The 6,532-nt window shown below is 36.1% G+C and carries 6 protein-coding genes and 1 pseudogene; 3 read left to right on the forward strand and 4 right to left on the reverse strand.

Annotated features, from left to right (window positions below):
• Positions 1-140 precede the first annotated feature (140 nt).
• The 4 genes from ACFOUY_RS01355 to pdxA form a co-directional block, all read right to left on the reverse strand.
• Positions 141-992, reverse strand: coding sequence for a sulfurtransferase (locus ACFOUY_RS01355; protein WP_378958640.1), 852 nt, complete (start codon positions 990-992; stop codon positions 141-143).
• Positions 993-1,046: 54 nt separating this feature from the next.
• Positions 1,047-1,769 (reverse strand): DUF4412 domain-containing protein, encoded by a 723-nt coding sequence (locus ACFOUY_RS01360; RefSeq protein ID WP_378958641.1) that lies wholly within the window; start codon positions 1,767-1,769, stop codon positions 1,047-1,049.
• Positions 1,770-1,836: 67 nt separating this feature from the next.
• Positions 1,837-3,021: an MFS transporter gene (locus ACFOUY_RS01365; RefSeq protein WP_378958642.1), complete on the reverse strand. Its 1,185-nt coding sequence runs from the start codon at positions 3,019-3,021 to the stop codon at positions 1,837-1,839.
• 232 nt (positions 3,022-3,253) lie between these two features.
• Positions 3,254-4,333, reverse strand: coding sequence for a 4-hydroxythreonine-4-phosphate dehydrogenase PdxA (gene pdxA, locus ACFOUY_RS01370; RefSeq protein WP_378958643.1), 1,080 nt, complete (start codon positions 4,331-4,333; stop codon positions 3,254-3,256).
• A 157-nt stretch (positions 4,334-4,490) separates the two neighbouring features.
• On the opposite strand from pdxA, the gene rsmA reads away from it, so the two are divergent.
• From rsmA to ACFOUY_RS01385, 3 genes and pseudogenes are all read left to right on the forward strand, one after another.
• Positions 4,491-5,276, forward strand: a complete 786-nt coding sequence (rsmA, locus tag ACFOUY_RS01375; protein WP_378958644.1) for a 16S rRNA (adenine(1518)-N(6)/adenine(1519)-N(6))-dimethyltransferase RsmA — start codon at positions 4,491-4,493, stop codon at positions 5,274-5,276.
• Positions 5,277-5,368: 92 nt separating this feature from the next.
• On the forward strand, positions 5,369-5,965 hold the full coding sequence (locus tag ACFOUY_RS01380) for a thioredoxin family protein (protein ID WP_378958645.1): 597 nt from the start codon (positions 5,369-5,371) through the stop codon (positions 5,963-5,965).
• Between the two features lie 364 nt (positions 5,966-6,329).
• Positions 6,330-6,532: pseudogene (locus ACFOUY_RS01385) on the forward strand (IS1634 family transposase); the annotation flags it as partial.

Below are 6,532 nucleotides of genomic sequence, written 5' to 3' on the forward strand. Positions count from 1 at the left end.
CTGGAGAATTATAGGACCTGTTTCATAGTTTGCACTTGTTTCGTTTCTCAGCAGCTCAATCTAATTGTGGGTTGCAGCAAGAAAAACGGTTTCATTTTAATAAAGTTTAAGTTCAAATTTCTCCGCTTAACTCTAAATCACTAATACGCTTCCTTCGCCAAAATCATTTCCTTGTTATTTCTGCTCCATTCGCTCCATGAGCCAACATAAAGTTTAGGTATTGGAAGGCCAGCGTAATCCATTGCCAAAAGTGTGTGACAGGCAGTAATACCCGAACCACAATGAACAATTATATTTTCTGGTTTAACTGTTGCTAAGGCTTCAGTATATTTTTCTTTTAAAATTTCGGGTGATAAAAATCGCCCATCGGCATCTAAATTTTCAGTAAAGGGAATATTAGTAGCACCAGGAATATGACCAGCAATCGTATCAATTGGTTCGGTTAGACCTGCAAATCGATTTGCATCACGAACATCAACTACAATATATTCATCAGTTTTCGCAACTTTTTGGACTTCATCAATATTTGATAGAGGCCAGTTCCACGATTTTATTTCATAAGCCCCAACAGATTTTGGTGTTTCTTTTTTATTCGTGATTGGGAAACCAGCTTTAACTGCGGCCTGAAATCCGCCATCTATAACTTGCACTTTTTCGTGCCCGATTGACCTTAGCATCCACCACAATCTTGCCGCAGCATTGCCGCCATTTTTATCATCGTAAACAATAACTTTGGTTGTTTTAGTAATGCCTGATTTTTGTAAAACTTGTGCAAATTGCTCCAAAGTAGGTAAAGGATGTCTGCCACCTTTAGCGAAATCATCAATATTAGCTAAATCGTCGTTCACATCAACGAAAAGAGCACCTGATAAATGTTGTTCATCGTATCTTGATTTTGAGCCAGCGCTCACATCTAAAATTACAATTTCTTCGTCTTGATTTAACCAGGTTAGGTCTTCCGGTTTTATAATTGGTGAAAGTTTATTCTGCATTTTTAAATTAATTTGGGCAATGTAAATGTGTTTTGTGAATTTGTTTAAATAAAACTAATGGTTCATTTGTTCTTTCATCATTTTCATCATCATTTCTTTTCTTTGCGAGGGCGTCATGTTTTTCATTTTCTCAGCATCGAAACTTACACCACTTTTTTTATAGCCTGTAGGTATGCTAAATAATGCAACATCGAGTGTTTTAGGCTCATATTTTGTGAGTTGCATCGTTATTGCAGCAGTTGAAGTTCCAGGCTTAAAAAAAACAATTTTCACAGGCATGCCCGTAATACCTTTGCTTTTTAGTTCAGCTATTAATTTTTCGCTACTTGCCGCACTGTTTCCGTTGATAGGAAAACTAATTGATGGTAGATCTTTTGTGTACCACATATCCCAGGATTTACCATCAGAAGTCATTCTAATATGACTACAATTGTACTTGCCGATTTTTTCAGTTCCTAATACTTTTATGCTAAAGTCTTTTATAGAAGCATCTTTGGTAGTTTTTGTTTCCGTGTAAGTTTTAGTCATCGAATTAAAAATCAATATAACGCCTGGGTTGCTTTTAAGCATTAAACTAGTACTTGTGATTTGCCGTCCGGCAACATCCATATTTACATCTGTGCGAACATTGCCATTTTTGCCATACATTTTACTGAGAACACTTTTGGCGCCCATTCCAGTTATTTCATATTCGGCATAAACATCTGCAGCAATTGAAGTATTTGATAAGATAATTAAGGAAAATAAACTTGCAAGAAAAGATATTGAACGTTTCATAATCTTAGTTTTTGGTTTATTTAAAGTTGAGGAATTTTATTGGTTTGGCAATGAGAAAAGAGCACAATTACAGATTCGAAGTTGACTTAATTCCTTTTGATAATGCAAAAAGTCCGAGCACAGGCCCAATTGCCAACATAGTATAAAGGTAATGTGAGTCTATTTGTTTTGCCAAAATATTGATTACCTGAATGCTGATAATTGTAATCGCAAAACCTATGCAATTTACAATAGTTAATGAGGTTCCTTTTAAAGCATCGGGTGCGTTTTTAGCAACCAGCGATGAAAATAGTGGAGAATCGGCAGTTCCGGCTAAACCCCAAATAAATAAAAATATAAGAAAGATATAAACCGAGCTAGAAAACAAAAAAATGGGAGACAATATGCAACACAAGCCCGATATGGATAGCGCAATGGTAGCAATTCGTTTTGCCCCAAACTTTTGAGATAGTAAGCCGCCAATCATGCAGGATAAACTACCGGAAGCGATAATTAGAAAAGCAAATAGAGAAATATTTAGCGATGGATTTTGATGTGTGTTATTGTATAGCAAAAGCATGCCTGGTAAGAAAGCCCAGAAGGTGTATAACTCCCACATGTGGCCGAAATAGCCAAATGCTGCAGAGCGAAAATTAACATTCTTAAATCCACTAAAACTGGCAAGCAAATCAAATTTTTGTCCCGCCATTCTGTATGGGCCATTTGGTACAAAAAGAAAAATACAGCAAGCGCCAATAAGTGATAATGTTGAAGTGGCGTAAATCACGTATTTCCAGGGGAAGTCGGCAGTAACATTTTTTAATAAATGTGGAAATGCAGTGCCTAAAACCAGAGCTCCAACTAAAAAACCTAATGATTTCCCTAGGCCATCTTTAAAATAATCGGCAGCAATTTTCATCCCAACGGGATAAATTCCGGCTAACATAAAGCCTGTTAAAAAGCGGAATAAAAGCAGCATATTAACATCAGTTAGCTCTAAGCAAATACCCAGGTTAAACACAGCAGCAGCAATACCACAAATAAAGAAAACCTTCGATGGATCGAAAATATCGGAAATTGAGAAGATGGCGAAAACCAAAGTTCCGCTTATAAAGCCGAACTGAACCATGCTAGTTAAATTTGCTAAAAGGTTTAATTCTGTAGGGAAGCTTTTAATAATGTCGGGCAGAATAGCATTGCCTGCGAACCACAGTGAAGTGCATAAAAACTGTGATACTACAATTATTGGAAGGATTTTCTTTGTGCCGTTCATTTTTTAATTGATGCACAATTTTAACTAAAATAAACCTGATAGCAGTGGAAATATTTTTTTGTTGCAGGTGTTTCCACAAGCTCAGCATTGACAAACACAAAAAAGATTGCAACGAATAGCAGGGCTTTCAGAACCGATGAAATACATGGTTTGCTTTACAAATTATTAAATGTGTAATAAATCTCTGAGGCTATAAAAGCTTTAATCTTTCCGCTTTATCCTTTTAGCTTACTTAAGAAGCATCATCTTTAATATCGAATTGCGTTTCTACCACTTTGCCGCCGGTACGCAACTGACCTGCTAACATTTCTTCTTGCTCTCTACGATTTTTTACAATGTGGATAGCCGAAAACAATGCTTCAGTAAATGATGTCGAATCTGCCAAATCTTTACCCGCAATATCGTAACCTGTTCCGTGATCTGGAGAGGTACGTACGAAATTTAAACCTGCGGTATAGTTAACACCATTGTGAAAAGCCAAGGTTTTAAAAGGAATTAAGCCTTGATCGTGGTACATCGCTAAAACGGCATCGAATTTTTTGTAACTGCCGTTTCCGAAAAAACCATCTGCAGGGTATGGACCAAAAACCATCAAGCCTTTATCGTAAGCTTCTTGAATAGCAGGCGTTATAATTTCAGCTTCTTCTAAACCTAATAAGCCGTTATCACTTGCATGAGGATTTAAACCTAAAACAGCGATTTTCGGTTTTTCAATCCAAAAATCTTTTTTCAAACTTTCGTTAATGAGTTTTAATTTGCTTAGAATTTTTTCTTTGGTGATATTTGTTGGTACATCCTTAACCGGAATGTGGCCGGTAACTACACCAACCCGTAAATTTTCGCTAATTAAGAACATTAACACATCTTTACTTCCACTTTTTTCCTGCAAATATTCGGTATGACCTGGGAAGGCAAATGTTTCCGATTGTATGTTATGTTTATTGATCGGTGCGGTGACTAAAGCATCGATATCGCCATTTACTAAATCAGCAGTTGCTCTTTCTAACGATAAAAGCGCATATTTCCCACCGGTTTCGGTTACTTGTCCGAGTTCGATTTTTACATCTTCTTCCCAGCAATTAATCATATTTGCTTTTTTTAGCTGCGCCTGATTGGCGTGATTAATTACATTAAAACTGAAATCGCCAAGATTATTCGCCTTTCTGTGGAAAGAGGAAACCTTGGTATGGCCGTAAACAATTGGTGTGCAATAATTTAAAATGGCAGGATTAGATAGTGTTTTGATGATTACTTCTAAACCTATGCCGTTCACGTCGCCTATACTGATGCCAATTTTAAGTTTATTGCTCATAATTACTGGAAAATTTTAGCGCAAATTACTGATTTTCGTTTAAACCCTTTAAAAAAAGTGAAACCGCAAAGAACACTAAGTTATTCGCAAAGGAATAATAAGCCTATCTTTGTTAACAATTTTTAATTTAAAAGCCCTTTTAGGGGTTTGGGGTAATATGAGTTTAGTAAAAGCAAAAAAACATTTAGGTCAGCATTTTTTAACCGACAAAGGCATTGCGAATCGCATTGTAGAAAGTTTGATTAGTACGGATAAATACAATCAGGTTTTAGAAGTTGGCCCTGGAATGGGCATTTTATCTGATTTTTTGCTTCAGCGTAAAGATTTTGAAACGTACCTGATTGATATTGATACCGAATCTTATCATTTTCTTAACGAAAAATACCCTCAACTAGGCGATAAGTTAATTAATGGTGATTTTTTGAAAATGAATTTCGATGATAATTTCCCTGGCAAGTTTGCTATTATTGGCAACTTTCCATACAATATTTCTTCGCAGATTTTATTTAAGATTTTAGATAACCGCCATAAAGTGGTAGAAATGGTAGGCATGTTTCAAAAAGAAGTTGCTCAACGCTGTGCTTCTCCGGCGGGCACAAAAGATTATGGTATTTTAAGTGTTTTCCTTCAGGCTTATTATAAAATTGAATATTTATTTACGGTAAAGCCGGGTACATTTAATCCGCCACCAAAGGTTCATTCGGCTATTATTCGCTTAACAAGAAATGAGGTTGAGGCTTTAGATTGCGACGAAAAATTATTTTGGCGTGTAGTTAAAGCAGGTTTTAATCAGCGGAGAAAAACTTTGCGTAATGCGGTTTCGGCGGTTATGCCGAAAGACAAAATGGATGACCATATATATTTCGAAAAAAGAGCAGAGCAATTAAGTGTTGAAGATTTTGTGGCGCTTACTCAGCATGTTACTAAGTTAATGGTCGTTTAAGGGTTGCAATTCAATGGCTTTTTTTCTTGCAAAATGATGATTAATTTTTACTTATTTCTCCTTTCCTTTGCCGCATAAAAATGTAAAATATCATGGTTAATTACAGCGAAATTTTCAGTGAGCAAGGAATGGATTATCAAACATACCGAGCTTTGATAGATCGGCTTCTGTTAGAGGGAAAAGCTACAGGCGATGTAACTTACGATTTGCACTACACAAAAATGAATGTGCAACGCATGAGCCGCGTTGATAAGACGATTAGCCTGACTGATGAATTAACATCAACCATTAATCAGCTTACCGGAAATTATAAGTTTTTAGTAGTTACTGAAGGATGGTGTGGCGATGCTGCTCAAATTGTTCCGGTATTTAACAAAATTGCAGCGGCTTCTTTAGGTAAAATTGATTTAAAATTTGTTCTTCGCGATAAAAACCTGCCTTTAATTGATGCACACTTAACTAATGGCGGCAGAGCAATCCCTGTTCTTTTAGTTTTAAATGAAACAGGCGATAAAGTTTTAGCTAGTTGGGCACCACGACCACAGGTTTTGCAAGAACTTTTAAAAGAGTGGCGAAAAGAAACTACTGAAATGACAATTTTATCAGAAAGACTTCATAGCTGGTATGCTAAAGATAAAACGCAAACTACGCAAGCGGAGTTGATTGGATTGATTAAGACAATTAGCTAATCCAACCGTGACCAGTTTTTACGCAAATCCATTTATTTTTAATTTTCTTGTATAATCTAATCTGTTCTTCTCCACAATTTACACCACAAGTGTAATTTAAGTAAAGGATGCATTCACTATCATTCCTTAAGAAAATTGGGTGTGAGATTTGAATAAAGGATTCTCCGTAGTTTTGCCTAAAATATTTCCAATTCATTTCAAAATTTCGAAATATGAATGTTATACTATCGATTGGAATTATTTGAGTTTTTTTCCTGTCTTCCGCGGTTTTTTATTTGGCTTGAAATTGTCGTTGATTATCAGCTTGTTAACTGTATTTATTTAGATTTTTGGGTGTCCCGGCACTTTTTGGCNATTTATCTTGATGTTTGTTCGACAAAAGAAGAATAAAAGTGGAGTGGTCAGCGTTCAGGTCATTGATAAAAGTTCTGGCAAATACAAGGTGATAAAAACCTTGGGCAGCTCAAGTTCTATTTCCCGAGTAGAAATGCTAGTTAAAGAAGGAGAGCACTGGATTAAAAGCCAACTTGGTCAAGCAGAGATTGATCTTTCCGGCACACAGGATGC

The organism is Pedobacter jamesrossensis, assembly GCF_042650905.1.
Taxonomy (GTDB): Bacteria; Bacteroidota; Bacteroidia; order Sphingobacteriales; family Sphingobacteriaceae; genus Pedobacter; species Pedobacter jamesrossensis.